Origin of the sequence: Streptomyces genisteinicus, assembly GCF_014489615.1 — a bacterium.
Taxonomy (GTDB): Bacteria; Actinomycetota; Actinomycetes; order Streptomycetales; family Streptomycetaceae; genus Streptomyces; species Streptomyces genisteinicus.
In genome coordinates this window covers 2,614,571-2,630,134 of the sequence record NZ_CP060825.1, presented here as the reverse complement: position 1 = coordinate 2,630,134, position 15,564 = coordinate 2,614,571, and the positions used below count along the sequence as shown (strand labels likewise).

Annotated in this window: 14 protein-coding genes and 3 pseudogenes; 6 read left to right on the top strand and 11 right to left on the bottom strand. The window is 71.5% G+C overall.

Features of this window, described 5'->3' with window-relative positions:
- Positions 1-106: 106 nt before the first annotated feature.
- A complete protein-coding gene (locus tag IAG43_RS11480) occupies positions 107-1,063 on the bottom strand; it encodes a CHRD domain-containing protein (protein ID WP_187740649.1) in 957 nt (318 codons plus the stop codon).
- 212 nt (positions 1,064-1,275) lie between these two features.
- Here IAG43_RS11480 and IAG43_RS11475 point away from each other — a divergent pair, with 212 nt between their 5' ends.
- Complete coding sequence (locus IAG43_RS11475; RefSeq protein ID WP_187740648.1) at positions 1,276-1,911, top strand: COG4315 family predicted lipoprotein; 636 nt, start codon at positions 1,276-1,278, stop codon at positions 1,909-1,911.
- Between the two features lie 46 nt (positions 1,912-1,957).
- Complete coding sequence (locus tag IAG43_RS11470; RefSeq protein WP_187740647.1) at positions 1,958-2,722, top strand: hypothetical protein; 765 nt, start codon at positions 1,958-1,960, stop codon at positions 2,720-2,722.
- On the opposite strand, the pseudogene IAG43_RS35115 reads toward IAG43_RS11470, so the two are convergent.
- The 3 genes and pseudogenes from IAG43_RS35115 to IAG43_RS11460 all read right to left on the bottom strand — a co-directional run.
- Positions 2,719-2,889 (bottom strand): annotated as a pseudogene (locus IAG43_RS35115) (DUF6879 family protein); the annotation flags it as partial. The gene IAG43_RS11470 and the pseudogene IAG43_RS35115 sit on opposite strands and share 4 nt — an antisense overlap.
- 12 nt (positions 2,890-2,901) lie before the next feature.
- Complete coding sequence (locus IAG43_RS11465) at positions 2,902-3,567, bottom strand: YdcF family protein (RefSeq protein ID WP_187740646.1); 666 nt, start codon at positions 3,565-3,567, stop codon at positions 2,902-2,904.
- A gap of 17 nt (positions 3,568-3,584) precedes the next feature.
- Positions 3,585-3,998, bottom strand: a pseudogene (locus IAG43_RS11460) (hypothetical protein); the annotation flags it as partial.
- On the opposite strand from IAG43_RS11460, the pseudogene IAG43_RS11455 reads away from it, so the two are divergent.
- Positions 3,988-4,596: pseudogene (locus tag IAG43_RS11455) on the top strand (IS5 family transposase); the annotation flags it as partial. The pseudogenes IAG43_RS11460 and IAG43_RS11455 sit on opposite strands and share 11 nt — an antisense overlap.
- Here IAG43_RS11455 and IAG43_RS11450 read toward each other — a convergent pair.
- Both IAG43_RS11450 and IAG43_RS11445 read right to left on the bottom strand, forming a co-directional pair.
- Positions 4,591-4,989, bottom strand: a complete 399-nt coding sequence (locus IAG43_RS11450; RefSeq protein WP_187740645.1) for a hypothetical protein — start codon at positions 4,987-4,989, stop codon at positions 4,591-4,593. The pseudogene IAG43_RS11455 and the gene IAG43_RS11450 sit on opposite strands and share 6 nt — an antisense overlap.
- 219 nt (positions 4,990-5,208) lie before the next feature.
- Positions 5,209-6,543 carry an NsdA family TPR-like regulatory protein gene (locus tag IAG43_RS11445; protein WP_187740644.1) on the bottom strand — a complete coding sequence of 445 codons (1,335 nt, stop codon included), beginning with the start codon at positions 6,541-6,543 and terminating at the stop codon, positions 5,209-5,211.
- Between the two features lie 137 nt (positions 6,544-6,680).
- Here IAG43_RS11445 and IAG43_RS11440 point away from each other — a divergent pair, with 137 nt between their 5' ends.
- Entirely contained in the window at positions 6,681-7,331 is a 651-nt protein-coding gene (locus tag IAG43_RS11440; protein ID WP_187740643.1) for an ATP-binding protein, read from the top strand.
- Positions 7,332-7,351: 20 nt separating this feature from the next.
- On the opposite strand, the gene IAG43_RS11435 is transcribed toward IAG43_RS11440, so the two are convergent.
- The 5 genes from IAG43_RS11435 to IAG43_RS11415 form a co-directional block, all read right to left on the bottom strand.
- Positions 7,352-10,492: a DEAD/DEAH box helicase gene (locus IAG43_RS11435; RefSeq protein ID WP_187740642.1), complete on the bottom strand. Its 3,141-nt coding sequence runs from the start codon at positions 10,490-10,492 to the stop codon at positions 7,352-7,354.
- Between the two features lie 131 nt (positions 10,493-10,623).
- Positions 10,624-11,628 carry a tetratricopeptide repeat protein gene (locus IAG43_RS11430; protein ID WP_187740641.1) on the bottom strand — a complete coding sequence of 335 codons (1,005 nt, stop codon included), beginning with the start codon at positions 11,626-11,628 and terminating at the stop codon, positions 10,624-10,626.
- Positions 11,629-11,750: 122 nt separating this feature from the next.
- Complete coding sequence (locus IAG43_RS11425) at positions 11,751-12,428, bottom strand: hypothetical protein (protein ID WP_246574260.1); 678 nt, start codon at positions 12,426-12,428, stop codon at positions 11,751-11,753.
- Positions 12,425-13,027 (bottom strand): SigE family RNA polymerase sigma factor, encoded by a 603-nt coding sequence (locus IAG43_RS11420; RefSeq protein WP_187740640.1) that lies wholly within the window; start codon positions 13,025-13,027, stop codon positions 12,425-12,427. Before IAG43_RS11420 ends, IAG43_RS11425 begins: the two co-directional genes overlap by 4 nt.
- A gap of 94 nt (positions 13,028-13,121) precedes the next feature.
- A complete protein-coding gene (locus IAG43_RS11415) occupies positions 13,122-13,736 on the bottom strand; it encodes a hypothetical protein (RefSeq protein ID WP_187740639.1) in 615 nt (204 codons plus the stop codon).
- A 596-nt stretch (positions 13,737-14,332) separates the two neighbouring features.
- Between IAG43_RS11415 and IAG43_RS11410 the strand changes: the two genes are divergently transcribed.
- Entirely contained in the window at positions 14,333-14,650 is a 318-nt protein-coding gene (locus tag IAG43_RS11410) for a DUF6412 domain-containing protein (protein WP_187740638.1), read from the top strand.
- Positions 14,651-14,770: 120 nt separating this feature from the next.
- The gene (locus IAG43_RS11405; RefSeq protein ID WP_187740637.1) at positions 14,771-15,511 is read left to right on the top strand and encodes a YidC/Oxa1 family membrane protein insertase; all 741 of its coding nucleotides are present in this window, start codon (positions 14,771-14,773) and stop codon (positions 15,509-15,511) included.
- Positions 15,512-15,564 lie beyond the last annotated feature (53 nt).

Sequence of the window (15,564 nt, the reverse complement as noted above, 5' to 3'; positions counted from 1 at the left end):
CCACCGCCGCCGCACCGCCTCACCCTTGCACCGCCCCCTTCACCCGCCCCGCTCCGGACCCCGGTCACCGGGCGCCCGTCACCGGAGGCGCCGCGCGCCGTCTCCTTTAGCGCAGGAGCTGCCCGCGCACCGCGCCGTCCGGGAACTTCTCCGTGTGGATGTTGGAGTAGAACTCCCGCGGAGTCTCCCGGATCTCCTTCAGCAGCCCCTTGTGCTGGTGCTCCAGCCGCCCGGACACCGCGAACACCCCATCCGGCACGGGCTTGTCGAGCAGTCCGAGCACGACGTCCCCGTTCGTCCCGAACGTGCCCCGGTGGATGTGCGCCGCCTGCGGGGGCTGGATGTTCACCCAGGCCAGCGAGAAGTCCACGGACCGCCCGGACGAATGCAGGAACGTCACCGCGAAGCCGTCGTCGTCGCCCACCTTGGCCGGATCCGTCACCGGCACCTCCTGCACGCCGTTGGAGAGCGCGCGCAGCTTCCCGCCCTTGATGATGTGCAGCGGGTTGATGTTCCGCTTCAGCCGCTTCAGCTGCCCGCGCACCGCGCCGCCGGGGAACTCCGCGCTGTGCAGGTTCAGATAGAAGCCGGACGGATGCGCGCGCAGCCGCTCGGCCAGCTTCGCGTCCTCGATCGTCCCGTGCCCTGCCGCCGAGTGGACGGAGTCCGGCATGGCGGTGCCGAACAGCTCCACCCGCACCTCGCCGTTCCGCCCCGCCGCACCCTGGTGGATGTGGCCCTGGCTGGGCACGAACCCCTGCCACTGCATCGCGTAGACGATCCGGTCGCCCTTGACCTTCACCAGCGCGACGGCCTTCCCGTCCGGGTCGTTCACGGCGGGACCGCCCTTCTCCGGGACCTCGTGCGCGCCGGTCATCACGACGGCGAAGGTCACCGCGCGGCCGGTGTTCTTCGTGGTGAACGCCGCGGCCTCGGCCCGGTCGGGACTTCGGCCCCCGCCGTGCCCGTCGTGGGCCGCTGCCGGGGCCACCGCCCCGGCAGCGGCGGCCAGCACCACCAGCGCGGCGGGCACGGAGAGGCGGCGGAGTCGGAACGTACGCATGGGAAGGTCCTCCCGTCGGGGCCGGGCCGCGTCCCCTGGCCGCGTCCTGAGAGCGGCGCGTCCGGCCGTCGGTCGGGGTCCAGTACGCGCGCCGCCCGACCCCCGTTCAACCCGGGCCACCCGGCGCACCGGCCTGAACGGCTTGCCGTCGCGCCCCGTACCTCCCGCCGTACGCAACCGGCCCACGCCCCACCGCGAACGAGGAGTCCACCATGCGCGGCACCCCCCACCCGGCCCGGATCAGGCCGTTTCTCGCGGCCGCGCTGGCCGCTCTCGCGCTGCTCGCCGCGACCGGCTGCGAGGACTCGGGCGGTTCCGGCTACGGAGCGGGCCCGGCCTCCCCGCCGGCGCGGCAGGGCGACGCCGGCGCGAGCGCCCCCGCCGGTACACCCGCCGCCTCCGAACCCGCCCCCGCCGCGGACGACCCGGCCCCCGCACCCGGATCCGGATCCGGATCCGGATCCGGCTCGGAGGCGGCCCCCGCGTCCGTCACCACCGCCGAGTCCGGCCTCGGCCCGATCCTCGTCGACGGAAACGGCCGCACCCTCTACGCCTTCACCAAGGACAAGCCCGGCACGACCAGCTGCGACGCCGACTGCATCGCCGTCTGGCCCGCGTTCACCTCGGCCGCCGAACTCACCGCCACCGGCACCGCCGACCCCGCCCTGCTGGGGGAGACCCGGCTCGGCGAGGGCGCCGACCAGGCCGTCTACGGGGACTGGCCGCTCTACTACTACGTCGGCGACGTGCTCCCCGGCGACGTCAACGGCCAGGGTCTGGACGGCGAATGGTTCGCCGTCGCCGCCGACGGCACCCTCGTCAAGGACGGCGTCGAGTCCGTCGCCTGATCCCCCTGACGGCGGCGATGTCGTACCCGTCCGGCACCCTGAACCCATGCTCATCGAGGGATACGACCCCGAGTCCGACGACCCGCTCGTGGCGGGCGAGGACCTGCTGACGCTGCCCGGCTTCTGGCTCTGCCACCTGGGGGTGCTCTGCCCCTCCGGCACCCGACCCGAGACCTTCGGCGCCGACGCGGCCGACGCCGACGCCGCGTTCGAGACGGTCATGGACGAGGACAGCTGGCCCGTCTTCCGGATCCCCTTCGGCGGGGGCCACACGGCGGTCGTGCTCTACCGCAACTTCGACGACGACGCCGGAGTGGAGTTCTTCGTCACCCACCCCGAGTGGGCCGGCCGGCAGGGCCACCTCGCCACGATCGACGGCCACCCCGCCGGCCCCGGGCTCGCCTGGCCCGAACTCCGCCACATCGCCCACACCCCGGACGCCGCCGCCCCGGGCGTCCAGGACCCGCACGCCCGCCTGCTGCTCCTGCTCCCCGTCCTCGGCGACACCGACCTCCCCGACGACGCCGCCGCCCAGGTCGCCGCCTCCCTGACCGCCACCGGCACCCCGGCCGGCGAGGCCCCGGCCCTGGCGTCCGTCCTGCTCGCCCACAACCCGTTCTGGTCCCCGGCCGGCTGGGCCCTCCCCTCCGCCTCACCTCTCAGCGGCACCACCGACGCGCCCTGGGAGGGCGTCCTCTGCTGCGACGGCCCCCTCAGCCCGCGCAACGGGCTCCGCATCGCGCAGGGCATCAACCGCGCCCAACACGAGCGCCTGGCAGCCGCCTTGGGCACCTCGCCGGCGGCACCCTAGGGTGAGACGCCGTACAGCTCGTGCGGGATCGCACGCTCCCACACCGCCCCGAACGCCTGCGCGCACCGCGAGGCAACGGCAGGATCATCGGTCTGGTCGGTATGCATCCAACGGCCCTTGCCGTCGAACACGTTGAACTGGACGAGTCGCCCGTCGAACAACCAGAAGTCGTTGGCTGGTCAGGAGATGAGGCGGCTGGTGAAGCCGTCGCGGATGAGCGACTCGTATGCGGCATGCACGTCCTCCGGGACGTCCTGGGCGATGGCGAAGCCCTGCTTCGGATACTCGATCACTCGCTGGAGGTCGCCGACGAGCATGTCCACCACGAGTTTCTCGTCGCCGATGCTCTTGAAGTAGTCGTCCAGCTCCAGGGTTTCCGACGCGCACACGATCTCGACGTCGGGCCACAGCTTCCGGGCGGTGGCGAAGGACCGCCTCTCCATATAGGGCTTGGAGACCAGCATCACCCTCGCCGGGACGACGCCGACGGATGCCAGCAGGTCGCGGGTGAGGGTGATGTTCTGGCCGGTGTTCGCGGCGTTCGGCTCGACGAGGATCGCGGAGTCGGGGACGCCGAGTTCGAGAGCGTGCTCACGGAAGTGGACGGCCTCGCCGCGCGGGAAGCGGGCCCTCGTTGTGGGGCTGTTGCCACCGGTGAAGACCAGCTTCGGGAACAGGCCGCGGTGATAGAGGTCGGCCGCAGCCGCGGCGACGCCGAGGTCGTGGCTGCCCAGGCCGATCGCCACGTCGGCGGGCCGCAGTGGCTGGCCCATGAGGTGGTAGTCCCAGATCACCTTGGTCCGGCGCCACTGGTCTTCGGTGATGGTCTGCTGGTTATCGCCCACGCCTGTTCTCTCCCTGGTCACCGGCTGGCGGGGCCGGCCGACCCCGTGCTCATGGCCTTGATGTTCTCGATGCTGGCCAGCTGGTGGGACAGCCCGAAGCGGGCGGCCATGGTTGCGGCCTTGTCGAGGACGTGAAGGCCATCATCGCGGGTCGCGGGGTCGCTCAGCAGGATGTGTCCGTGGGCGGTGTCCAGACGGACCCGCTGCATGGGGGCGTCAGCGGTGGCGGTGCCGCGGGCGACGGTGATGAAGTGCATGGCGGAGGAGAGGTCGCCGGCCCCTCGGTGGGCCAAGGCGATCTTCTGATGGGCCACCGACCAGTCCTCCGGTTCGGCGAGGTCCTCGAAGTCGCGGGTCGCGGCCAGCATCACGCGGGTCGCATAGTCGTGCTGACCGTCCTTGCTCAGCGCGGTCCCCAGATACTTCGCCGCATGGCAGAAGGACGGAGTCTTCGAGCAGCTCAACAGCCTCCTCCGCCGGCTCGTGAGGGAAGCTGAGGGCCGGGACGCCGAGCCGAGCGCCTGCGTCCTCGACGCCCAGAGCATCAAGACCTCCGCGAACGTCCCCGTGTCAGGCCAGGGCATCGACGCGGGCAGGAAGATCGCAGGCCGCAAACGCCACAACGGCGTCGACACACTCGGCCTTCTCCTGACCGTGCTGGTCACCGCCGCCAGCGTCTCCGACAACGCCGACGGCATCCATGTGCTCTCGAACATCGCCGCCGATCACCCCCGCAGCACCAAGGCATGGGCCGACACCGGCTACCGCACAAAGGTCATCGATCACGGTGCACGCCTCGGCATCGACGTCGAAGTCACCCGCCGCGATCCTGCCCAGAAGGGCTTCAAGGTGATTCCGCGGCGGTGGGTCGTCGAGCGGACCTTCGGCTGGCTCATGCATCACCGCCGCCTCGCCCGCGACTACGAGACCCACCCTCACCGATCCGAAGCCATGATCAAGGTGGCGATGGTCGACCTCATGAGCCGCAGGCTCACCCGAGAGTCGACTCCGAACTGGAAGGACTCATAGCCGCCGGGCCACGCTGACCCGCGCGTCCGCACCTCTCATCGCCTGCGGCCAGCGGTCGTCGATGACACTCGCCGCTTCCCGACAGGCGCCACAGGCGTCCTCCCGTTCCGGCAGCCACCAGTGGTCGGACGGCGACATGCCAGCTTCCTGAATACCGCACAGCGTCCTGTCGAAGATGCCGAAAGCGTGAGAGGCGCCAGCGGGACGGCCGTTCGCGACGGCCCTCTCCCAGCGCATCTCTATGGGCAGGTATGGCGGTCGCGAGATCTCGAACCACTCGCCGCCTACATGGGTGGCGGCATGGCACCAGGAACAGGACCAGATCTCCTCTTCCCACGCTGTCGGCGGCACCGGCCACCGCCACATCGCCGCACCACACACATCGCACTCCACAGGCGGATCCTCACACGTCGGTACGGTCCGCCCCCCAAGCAGCGACAACGCCCTAGGCACCAAACGCCCCCGCCAGGATGAAACGCTCTATCAGAGGTGGTCGTGCAGCTGTCGACGTGAGTCCGTTCGGTGAAGTCGTCGGCGCACAGGGTGAGCAGGACCTCCCAGCCGCCGGTGAAGTGGTGGGCGAAGGGCACGGGAGGCATGGAGCTTAGCCCGTCAGGCCACGGGCGCCAGCGGCAGTGCCCGCTCGTACAGCTCGCGTGCGTGGCGGTTGCGCAGGTGCGGGCGGATCGCGGACACCATCGCCCGGTAGCGGTCGTCGCACCGCCCCGAGCGGACGTGCGCGTAGTCGTCGAGCATCCCGTGCCAGTCCACGCACGCCTCCTCCAGCCGCCCGAGCCGCAGCTTCCGCTCCGCCAGCGTTGCTTCCCGAATGGCACGGATTCGCCGATACACCGGCTCCCGCAGCCGATTCGACTCCTCCAACGCCTCCACCGACCCGGCGACATCCCCCAGCTCGTACCGCACCTGTCCCACGTGGTACTTCAGCGCGGCGGGGTCGTACGAGCGGAAGGCGGTCTGTCTGGTCTCCGCCCGCTCCATCGCGGCCTCCGCCTCGTGCAGCCGCCGCAGCGCCGTCACCCGGTCACCCGTCCTCGCGGCGGCATGCGCCTGCTGGCCCGCGAGGAACGCCAGCATCCGCGGCCCCGCCTGCGGTGACGCCGCGGCGGCGGCATCCGCGAGTTCGAGGGCCTTCGCGCCGTGCCCCAGATCCACCGCCTGCACGCTCATGCCGCGCAGAGTGGTGCAGTACGTGAGGTGGTCGTCCGCGCCGCCCGCCAGCTCCAGCGCCTTCGTGTAGTACCGCTGGGCGAGACCGTCGGCGCGCTCGTCCATCGCCATGTAGCCCGTGAGGTAGCAGTGGTCGGCGGCCGCCGACAGCATCGCCTTCCGCACCCGCTCCGGCCCCTCCGCCTTGAGGTACGGGGCCACGGTGTTGACCATGAAGGCCGCCGCCATCGGGCGGGCGTGGCGGCCCCCGAACATGTCGTCGATCTCGCTGATCCGCTCCGACATGGCGACGACGGCGTCCACCTCCCCCTGGCCGATGCGCTGATGCGGGTTGCGGCGGTGCGACGCGAAGCGGCCCACCAGATCGGTGAACCCAGGGACGAGTGCCGCGACCGAGTAGAGACCGGCGCTGCCGAGTACGGCTCTGCGGGACGGATCCATGTCCACGCTCCCCAGTTCGACGAGTCCCGTCACGGTATCCGGATCCCCGAGCGCGGCACCCCCTTCGCCCTCGAAGCCGAACTCCCTTGCCGTCACCGGCCGGGACAAGCGCCGCGAGAACGCCTCCACGAGCGCCGGCCGCACCCGCTTGCGCGGCGTCGTGCCCGTCAGCCAGTGGCACACCGCGGAGTCGTCGTAGTGCAGCGCCAACCCCAGCTCGGCTCCCACCCGGTTGACGGCCCGGGCGACCTCGCCGTTCGTCCAGCGGGCTTCGGCGATCAGTTCGGCGAGTGCCTGGTTCGGTGTACGCGCACGCATGAGGCGCCTCCTGGAGATTCAGGAATTTCAACCACTCGGCCGATCCGGGCGATGTCCACCCGCTGTGCCGTTGAGTTCACTGAACGTTAGCGCGCCCGGCCGTCGGGCGGCACCTCGGAGCGAGCCGGAGCGGACTCATGGACCTGAACGCATGCCGAAGCGAAGTGCGCCGCAAAGCATGGGAGTTGCCCTTCCTCGCCGAGCCCCGCGAACTCGCCGCCCTCCGCCGCCTGATCGGTCTCCGCCTCCGTCAGTGGGGCATCCCGCACGTGATCGACGCGGCCGCGATCTGCGTCACGGAACTCGTCTCCAACGTGATCCGCCACGTCGGCGAACTGACGCCGACCACGCTCACCGTCTCCATGAACGGCACCTTCCTGCGCCTCGACGTCCAGGACCCGGACGCCCGCGCCCTCCCCACCCTCCTCGCGGCCGGCCCCGACGCGGAGGGCGGCCGGGGCATGGCCCTCGTCGACGCCGCGGCCGACCGCTGGGGCGTGATCCTCCGCGCCGACTCCAAGGTCACCTGGTGCGAACTGGCCACCGGCCTCACCGCCCCCGACGGCCACGTCCCCACCCCGGGAGTCACCCGCGCCGAGGCCCTGATCGGCCTCTACGGCTCCGTCCGCCACCCCACCGACCCGCCGCGCACCCGCCTGAGCGTCGCCATGGCCGAGGAGTCGGCGATCGCCGTCATCACCGACCTCCTCCTCTGGCTCCGCGCCCACGGCTGCGACCCGGACGAGGCGCTGGACCGGGCCCAGGGGAATGGTGAAGTGGCGACGTAGGGGCCTCCAGGCCGTCCCCGCTAACTCGCCGCGATGGTCGAGTACGACCACACGTCCGCAGGCATCTGGTGTTGGAGTTCCCAGGTGATGCCCATCGGCTTACTCCCCTTGTGCTCGACGTAGTCGGCCGGGCCTAGGAGCATCCAGGGCTGCGGGCCGCCGATGTCGGTCTTCTTGTAGCGGCGCACGAAGAGGAGGACGTGGGTTCCGAGCTCCTTGTGGGTCCGGTACCGCACTCCAGTGGGGGAGGTCTCGGATGTCTGGTTCTGGGATTCCCAGTGGAAGCGGCGGTCGTTCAGTGCGTAGTCGTGGTAGCGCGTCTGCGGGGAGAAGTCCTTCTCGTCTTTCTCGAGAGTGATCAGCAAGGCGTCCGTGCCGATGCTCTCGCACCACCTCACTCCCTCACGGAAGTGCCCGGGCATGAAGCCGCCGATGAATGACTGGCCCAAGGCGGGCAGGATCTCTTCTCGGCTGTAGGTGGCGTGAATGGTCAGTGGGAGGCCGGCCAGTTCGCCGAGCAGGGGAACGGGAACGTGGTCAGTGTGGGCGAGGTTGTATGCCAGTACTTGGCGTAGCTCATCCCGAAATGCGGCCTGCGGCCGCAAGGAGTCCAACCCCTCCTGATAGCTCGCATGGCCGCCAAGCGGCCAGACGGAGAAAAAGAGCATGCGGGCGTACGCCTGCTCTCGCGCATCCAGGTCCGCGTAAGCAGGCGCATCGTCCGACAGCAGGAGGGAGTAGGTCGCCACGCGATGTGGGTCGTCAACATGGAGGAACGCCGAGGCGCGCTTGAGTAGCGCGGCCTCGCCCTCGGGTGCGGCGGTGGACAGGAGTCCTGCCCTGCGCAGTAGGCCGGTCCAGGTGCCGCTACCGCGGTAGAGCTCCCTGAGCTCGCGCCCGCTTTCGCGGAGGTAGCCGGCGAGCTGCGGTTCTGCGTACTGCCGGACTTCTCGGGCCAGCTGGGTGACGTTGACGCCGATCTGGCTACGGATGTTGCTCATGACCAGGTCCTTGGCCTTGCGCTCAAGGATGATCTGGCAGCCGGAGGGAAGCTGCGGAAAGTCGTGCTCTATATGGTCGAGAAGTCGGTTGCGCGTCAGATTCGTCAGCGCTCGGAACTGCTCTTCGAAACGGAACTCTGCGCGGTGGTGCCCGATGAAGTCGAGCACGGTGAGGACGGCTTTGTCTTCGCTGCGGCGCAGCCCGCGTCCGAGTTGCTGAAGGAAGACGGTGGCGCTGGATGTCGGGCGCAGCAGGAGCAGCGTGTCCACGTCCGGTACGTCCAATCCCTCGTTGAAGAGATCCACCGAGAAGATCACCTGGAGTATGCCGGACCGAAGGTCGTCCAGTGCGGACTTGCGCCGGTCGCGCGGCGTCTCGCCTGAAACAGCCTCCGCCGCGAGCCCCGCCGCCCGGAAGAACTCGGCCATGAACTCGGCATGGGCCACGGAGACGCAGAAGCCGAGCGCCCGCATGGAGCTCGGATCTGTGACCTTGTCCCGCACCGCCTTGACCACGAGGCGGGCGCGTGCCTTATTGCCGGTGAACACGTCACTCAAGGCGGTTGAGTCATAGGCTCCACGCCGCCAGGCGACAGCCCTCATATCCGTCGAGTCGGTGATCCCGAAGTAGTGGAAGGGGCTGAGGAGCTCGTTCTCCAGTGCCTCCCAGAGCCGCATCTCCGCCGCGATGCGACCGTCGAAGAACTCGTCTTGGACGTTCCGGCCGTCCATACGCTCGGGAGTGGCCGTGAGGCCCAGGAGCTCACGAGGGGTGAAGTGGTCGATGATGCGCTGGTAGGTCGGTGACACGCCGTGGTGGAACTCATCGATCACGATGACGTCGAAGTGGTCGGGTGCGATCTGCTCCAGCGCCCGGGCGTTCAGCGACTGCACACTGGCGAAGACGTGGTCCCAGTCGGTGGGAACCATGCCACTGTGCATCTCCTGACCGAAATTGGCGTCGATGAGGACGTCTTGATACGTCCGTAGCGACTGGCGCAGGATCTCCTGCCGGTGGGCGACGAAGAGCAGCCGGAGCTTCCTCCCGTGCTGCCGGACGAGATGCTTGTAGTCGAGTGCCGCCATGACCGTCTTGCCCGTTCCCGTGGCGGCGACCAAGAGGTTCCGGTGCCTGTCGTGCACCGTGCGCTCGACTTCCAGCCGTTCCAGCATGTCCCGCTGGTACGGGTGGGGACGCACCTCCAGGCCCGAGAGCGTGATGGCATGGCTGCCGTCCGCGCGGATGCCGGTGCCCCGTCCGGCCTGTCGCAGGGCATCGTCCAGCCTGGCTCCGTCTCGAGCCGGGTCGTAGGACTCGAAAGCCGACTCGCTCCAGTACGCATCGAAGGTGGCTTCGAACTTGCGCAGCACATCGGGCGTGGCAATGGACGACAACCGCACGTTCCACTCAAGGCCGTCGAGGAGGGCGGCCTTCGACAGGTTGGAGCTGCCGACATAGGCGGTGTCGTAGCCGCTGTTCCGTCGGAACAGCCATGCCTTGGCGTGCAGCCGGGTGGAGCGCAACTCGTAGTTGACCTTCACCTCGGCGCCGTACTTCTGCACCAGCCTGTCCAGCGCCCTGCGCTCGGTTGCCCCGATATAGGTGGTCGTGATGACCCGCATGGGCACACCCCGGGCGTGGGCCGCCTCCAACGACTGCTCTATCACCCGCAGGCCGTGCCATTTCACGAACGCGCAGAGGAGATCGACGCGATCGGCGGTGGCCAGTTCTGCCCGCAATTCGACACCGAAGCTCGGGTCGCCGGGGGAATTGGTGATGAGAGAGGCGTCGGACAGGGGAGTCACCGGGCGCAACGCGTATACGCCTTCGGCTTGCTTCTCCGCGATGGCGAGGAGCTGCCGGGGGCCGTCTGCGACCAGGTCTACCCACTCACGGGCACCGTCGATGGTGCTCATGGACTCCAGGATGTGATTGGCCGCATGGACCCGCTCTTCCACAGGAAGGCGTTCCAGCACACGCCGGGTCGTTTCTGCGACATGACGGGCCATGACATGCGGCCCCGACTCCGCCCCCACCTCGCCGTCCACAGCGCGCCAGCGCTCTCCGTCGAGTTGCTGGAGCTGCTTCTCCACCCGAAGCGTGACCAACTGCTCGTACAGACCGGTCACCGGCTCAGCGGCCTCGATGGGACCTGGCATCGCGTTCCCTCCCCGTTGGCGTCCCGCCAGTGATATCAGGCAGCGCCGACAGGCTCGAAGGGATTCCGTCGCTGAGTGGCGGGTCTTCGCAACGGATGCTGCGAAGACCCGTCACCAGAACGCAGGGGCCTCTACCCCCCGTGGCACCCCCGGTACGCGTCCCCCGACCCGCACCAGCAGCTCGCCGACTTCGCCGGCGGCCACGGGAGGGCGCGGCCGCGGGCCGCGAGGGTGGTGGCGTACTGGGGGAGGAGGGCGGTGTTGGTGGGGGAGGAGGCTTCGGAGGCGGCGAAGGCCTCGTAGGAGGGGACGGTCGCGGTGACGATGCCGAGGTTCTCCGTGCCGGTGGCCGCGAGGTCGCGCAGGGAGGACTCGATGCCGGTGAGGTGGGCCTCGTGCGAGGGGTACTCGACGGCGAGGTCCGGGTACGCCTCCAGGAGTTCGGCGAGCTCGCGGGCCGGCCAGTGCAGCACGGCGACCGGGAACGGCCGGGAGAGCGCCGAGCGGTAGGAGCCGAGTTCCGAGCGCAGGCGGGCGATCTCCGCCGTCAGCTCGGCCGGGTTGTCGGAGCCGAGGGCCCACAGGCGCTTCGGGTCGTGGAGCTCGTCGAGGCTGAAGTCCGGGGTGCGGGTGGAGTGGACCCGGTCCGCGAGGGCGTCGTGGTCGTCGTGCGGCAGGCCCAGCATCCGCCGCACCCGGTGGCGCCCGGCGAGCAGCGACTGCGCCGCGTACGGGACCTCGTCGTCCTCGGGGAGCAGCAGCGCCAGCGCCTCGGAGAAGCACTCGTGCGAGGCCTCCAGCTCGTCGTGGGACTCCAGCGTCTCGGCGATGATCTCCCAGGGCGCCGCCTGTGCGGGGGCGGCGATGCGGACGCCCGCGATCAGGGCGCGGGCCTCGGCCTCGTGGCCGTACTCCCAGAGGTTGGCGGCCTGGAGGGCCTTGACGAGCTCGGGGTGGTCGGGCTCGTCGGCGAGCAGGCGGTCGTAGAGGCCGGAGGCGCGCTCGCGGTCGCCGGCGAGTTCCAGGTGTGCCGCGGCCTGGAGCAGCAGCTGTTCGTCGTCCTCCGGGTACTGCGCTGCGGTGCGCAGCAGGCGCTCGGCTTCGGCGGTGTGGTCAGCAGGCGTGTCGGGGCGCATGGACCACACCGTACTGCTGTACGCGGGTGGGCCGGGGAGCCCCGGTTCGGGTGAGGCGTCCAGCGCCTTTCGGGTCGCGCGGAGTTGACCGGTGGGCCCGGGGCGTCCGGGGCGCCCCGGGTTCAGCGCAGGGGCAGGGAGTGCAGCGTCCGGCCGGACGCGTCCGCCATGGTCACCTCGTCGACGGCGGTGCCGCCGGTGGCGACCGTGGCGTACCAGACGCCCCAGCCGGGCCGGCCCGGAAGGGTCAGCAGGGAGGCGGTGACGGGTCCCGTGGCGGTGGTCACAGTGACGAGAGCCACGCCGTCGGCCCCGTAGTAGAGGCCGGAGAGGAAGGCTCCCTCCTGCTGCATGCTGATGCCCGGCTCGCGCCGGTCGATGTTGCCGTCGGTGACGCTGCGGGACTGCGCCGGTTCACCGGGCAGCGCCCAGTGCTTGCCCTGTTCGGTCAGCCACAGTTCGGCGCCCCCCGGCGCGGTGACGCGTTCGCCCGGTTCGACGACCCGTACGGGGGAGAGGGGCCGTGACGGGGTCGGGGAGACGGACGGCGGCGGGCTGCTGACGGCCGCGGGCGGCACGGCCGCGTGGTCGGGCGTGGACGCGCGCTGCGCGGAGGCGATGACGAACGGGGCGGCCAGCAGTGCCGCTCCGCTCGCCGCGAGGGCCGCGGCCCTGCGGTGCCGGCGGGCGCGGGCCCGGCGCGCGATCGAATCGAGGGGCGGTGGCGAGGGGGTGATGTCGAGGGCGGTCTCGGCGAGCACCGTGCGCAGGCCGCTGCCGTCGCCGCTGGGGGTGGTCATCGATGCGCTCCGGGGGAGGAGGGGCCGGGGGAGGCGGGGCCGGTGGAGGTGGACGGCGTGCCGGAGCCGGGCGGGGTGCCCCGCGGGCCGGAGGGTGTGCGCGCCTCGGCGAGGAGGGGCTGGTCGCGCAGGGTGCGCAGGGCCCGCCGCGCGTGGGTCTTGACCGTGCCGACCGAGCAGTTGAGGACCCGCGCGATGTCGTGCTCGCCCATGTCCTCCCAGTAGCGCAGGACGACCACCGCGCGCTGTCGTGCGGGCAGTGCCCGCAGTGCCCCGAGCACCACCGCGCGGCGCTCGGCCGTATCGGAGTGGTCGGGCTGGACGCGGTGGGCGGATTCGGGCAGGAACGGCATCAGCAGGTGGACGACCCGCCGCCGCCGGGTGCGGCTGATGTTGTTGTTGATCAGCGCCCGGCGGACGTAGAGGTCGATCTCGTCGCGCGGGATGCGCCGGAAATGGGACCAGACCTTGGCCAGCGTCGTCTGCACCAGGTCCTCCGCCTCGTGGAAGTCCCCGGTGAGCAGGGTGGCGGTACGCACCAGGCGCGGCCAGGCCGCCGCCGCGAACTCGGCGAACTCCTCGTTGCGGTCCTGCTTCACGGCTCGCGGTTCCTTCGGCGTGGGGACGGGAGGACGGGCGGCACGTCACGCGGGAGGGGCCCGGCCGGCGGGGGACGGTCGCGGGCCCCGGGCGTCAGCGCAGGCCGAGCCGTGCCAGTTCGTTGCCCGCCGCATCGTAGAGCGTCACGCGGTGGACGAAGTCCCCGGAGCCGGAGCCGGAGCCGGAGCCGGGCAGGGGGGTGCTCGTGTACCAGGCGCCCCAGCCCTTGCGGCCGGGCAGCGTCACCATGCGGGCGGCCGAGGTCCCGTCGGCGGTGACCACCTCGACGCGGGCCGCCGCCCGGCTGCCGTACCAGAGGCCGGAGAGGAAGTAGTAGCCGTCGCCGGGGGTGCCCACGGGCTCGGCCTGGAGGCTGACCCCGGGCACGCTCGGGTCGATGTTGCCGTCGGTGACGCTGCGGAACTGGGCCGGTTCGCCGGGGAGCGCCCAGTGCTTGCCCTCGCGGGTGAGCCACAGGCGCACGCCGGGGGCGGCCTCGACCCGTTGCCCCGGCCGGACCGTCCGTACCCCCGTGGCCGGGCGGTCCGCCGCGGGGGCGGGCGTCGCGTGCGCCGCGGCCCGGTCGGCGACGGCCGCCGAGGGCCGTGCCGTTGCCGGTGGAACCGGCCCGGAACCGATCGCGTGCGCGACGGTCGGCGCCCCCGCGAGGGCGGTCAGGACCGCCGCCGCTGCCATGTGTCTCGTCATCCGTCTCATGGATGTGCCATCTCCCTGCGGAGTCGGGTGAACACGGAGGAGGGCGCCTCTCCACCCTTCACAACGCGGTGGGGGGCGGGTGCGGATGACACGGCGCCGGAAGTTTTTCCGCGGGTGCGGGTGCGGGTGCGGGTGCGGGTGCGGGTGCGGGTGCGGGTGCGGGTGCGGGTGCGGGTGCGGCGCGCGGTGCCGTTGCCGGTCCGGGTCCGGGTCCGGGTGCGCGTGCGCGGTCCCGTTCGGTGGGCGCGTGCGCGGGTCTGTGCCGGTGGCGGTCCGGTGCCGTACCGGTGCCGGTGCGCGGGATGGTCGGCGTGCGCGGTCCGGTTCGGGTGCCCGTCCGGCGCGGGTCCGGCCCGGGCACCGGCAAGAGCGCGGCACCGTACAAAGGCCCGGCACCGGCCGCGGGCGACCGCCCTCCGCCCCGGGTTCCCCCGCCGGGACCCGGCTCCGCCGCGTGACGGCAACCTTTTCGTGCGTCCGTTCGTGTATAACGGCAGAGGAAGCGATCCGGGCCGCGGCATCTCCGCGGAGCCCCCGGACGGGCCGGCAGCCGGCCGGCACCACGGGACGGACGGAGGGCGTACGCGATGTTCCGCAGCACCCCCCGCCTCGCCCGGCTCACCGGGCTGCTGTTCTTCCTCCTCGTCGAGTTCGCCCTCGTCGACGGCGAGGGCCTCGTCGCCGCCGTCGCGCTCGCCGCCACGGCGACCGCCGCCGCCTCCACCGCGCTCGTCGTCTGCGCGGTCATCAGCGCCCGCTGCGCGCCCGCCGTCCCATGGACCCGGGTCAGAACCGCCCTGCGCGACCGGGAGAAGCGCACCGCCTTCCTCCCGCAGCGCGATCCCGACGCCCGCGGGCGCCGGCGCCCCCGAGCTCCCGGCCGTCTCGTTCCGACGGCCGCGTAGGGACCGCTCCGCACCCACCCGGACACGCCCCTTCGGGCCGTCATGCCGCCACGTCATCGATGGACGCCATCGATCGACGTCCCCGTTCCCGGCACGACGAGACCCCCGGAGGGCTCACCCATGTCCGTCTTCGCCACGCTGGTCGAGCGGCTCGCCGACCTGCTGGAGCCGCTGTTCGCCGCCTCGGCCGCGGCCGCCGCCATCGTCGTCTTCACCGCCCTCGTGCGCCTCGCCGTCCACCCGCTGTCCCGTGCCGCGGCCCGCGGGGCCAAGGCCCGCACGCGGCTCGCGCCGCAGCTCGCCGCGTTGCGCGCCAAGCACGGCAAGAACCCGGAGCGCCTTCAGAAGGCCACCATGGAGCTGTACGCGAAGGAGAAGGTGTCGCCGCTCTCCGGCTGCCTGCCGTCGCTGCTCCAGCTGCCGGCGTTCTTCCTCCTCTACCACCTGTTCTCGAACAGCAGCATCGGCGGCGAGCCCAACGAGCTGCTGACCCACGACCTCTTCGCCGCGCCGCTCGGCGGACGCTGGGCGGACGCCCTCGCGGACGGCGGGGTGTTCGGCGGGGCCGGACTGGTGTACCTGGGACTGTTCCTGCTGGTCGCGGCCGTCGCCACCTTCAACTTCCGGCGCACCAGGCAGCAGATGGCGTCCGCCCCGGCGGCCACGGGGGAGGCGGTGCCGGGCATGGGCGCGATGCTGAAGGTCATGCCGCTGATGTCGTTCGCGACGCTGATCACCGTCGCCGTGGTCCCGCTGGCCGCGGCGCTGTACGTGGTCACCAGCACCACCTGGAGCGCGGTCGAGCGGGTGTTCCTCTACCGGGACATGCCGGTGGCGGGCGCGCTCACCGCCACGACCTGAGGGAGGCGGGCCCAGGGGGACCCGGACGGGAACGGCCCGGAGGCTACCGGCGC